Raw genomic sequence first — 1,695 nt, forward strand, 5'->3', positions numbered from 1 at the left:
GCATTGCCTCACCAAGGATGTTACCGGAGAACTGACCGTCAGGATTGGGGCGGCGATACCGAATCGGATCGGTGTCGCCGATGGCAGGACGGATCAGCATGGGTGCGCGGCGCGAGCTCACGGCGGCGGTGGTAGAGCGCTATCGATCAGCACGGCGGGCAGATAAGGGGCGCATACTCGACGAGCTTTGCGCGGTGACCGGCTGGCATCGCAAGCACGCGGTTCGGGCGCTTGCCAGCCATGTCGCAATTTCTCCGGAGGCTAGGCGGCAGCGAAGGCCGACCTATGGCGCCCCTATCAGGGATGCGCTGGTGGCGCTGTGGGAGGCCTCGGATCGGATCTGCGGCAAGCGGCTCCGGGTAATGATTCCGACGTTGCTGCCTTCGCTGGAGCGGCATGGCCGGCTCAAGCTCGACCAGGCGGATCGGGCGTTGGTGCTCGGCGTCAGCGCAGCCACGATTGATCGCCTGCTGGTCGAGACCAAGACGGCCGCGGCCGGCGGTAAGCGCCGGCGGGTCGGCTTTTATTCGGCGGTACGGCGTGAAGTTCCGATCCGGACGTTCAACGACTGGCACGATCCGCCGCCGGGGTTCTGCGAGGTGGACATGGTGGCTCATGGCGGCACATCTGTAGCTGGCTCGTTCATTCAGACATTGACGATGGTCGATGTCGCCACTGGTTGGACCGAGTGCGTGCCGCTAGTGACGCGGGAGGGCGGGCTCGTCGTGCGGGCCATGGAGCGCGCACAGAACCTGTTTCCCTGGCTCATTCGCGGCGCCGATTTTGACAACGACAGCGCGTTCATGAACGACGTCGTCGTGCCCTGGTGCCGCGCGCAAAAGATCGAGGTGACACGTTCGCGCGCCTACAAGAAGAACGATCAGGCTTTCGTCGAGCAGAAGAACGGCGCGGTCGTCCGGCGACTCGTGGGATACGGTCGCTTCGATGGTGTCGAGACGACGCGCGTGCTTGAACGTTTGTATGCTGCATCTCGGCTGCACACCAACTTCTTTCAGCCGTCCTTCAAGCTGAAGGACAAGCGACGCGAGGGCGCGAAGGTGATCAAGCGCTATCACGTTCCAGCCACGCCCTATGACCGCGCACTGACGCATCCGAGGTTGAGCAAGGTCGTCAAACGGCGTCTTCGAGAGCTTTATCGCACGCTCGATCCCGTGGCGCTGCTGGCCGAGATGAGAGACGCCCAGGCGGAGCTCGGCACGCGCGTCGACGCCCGATCGGGTAGGCTCGCGGCAGCAACCAGCCCACTGGCGCCGACAAAGAACGCAGCAGCGTTCGCGAAGGGGCTCGGCAGTGACGTGCATCTGGGGGAGCAGCGCATCATCCATCGGCGCATGCGCAAGCCATACAAAAAGCGCATGAGAATGCCATCAATGCTCGATCCGCACCTCGCCGACATCGAGCGCTGGCTGGCGGCCGAGCCCCGTCTGACCGCGCTGGCAATTCTCGGTCGCCTCGCCGAACAACGCCCCGAACAGTTCGGTCCGCCGCAGCACACCATCGTGCAGCGCTTGTTGCGATCGCTCAGACGCAAAGCAGCCGAGACGATTATCACGCGCACGGCTGAGGGTGCGGCACTGGCCGGTGATGCCGGGACTGGGGCCGCCGCTGCGTGTGATGGGCACTCCGCGACGTCCCCAGTCCCTCCGATCCTGCGAGCAATGACGCAACCTCGGA

At 64.5% G+C, this 1,695-nt stretch carries 1 protein-coding gene; it reads left to right on the plus strand.

Annotated features, from left to right (window positions below):
- Window positions 1-98: 98 nt before the first annotated feature.
- Window positions 99-1,695, plus strand: a 1,597-nt coding sequence (locus tag CWO89_RS43935; protein ID WP_245476861.1) for an integrase catalytic domain-containing protein, incomplete at its 3' end; no start/stop codon positions are given.

Source organism: Bradyrhizobium sp. Leo170 (assembly GCF_004296405.1).
Taxonomy (GTDB): Bacteria; Pseudomonadota; Alphaproteobacteria; order Rhizobiales; family Xanthobacteraceae; genus Bradyrhizobium.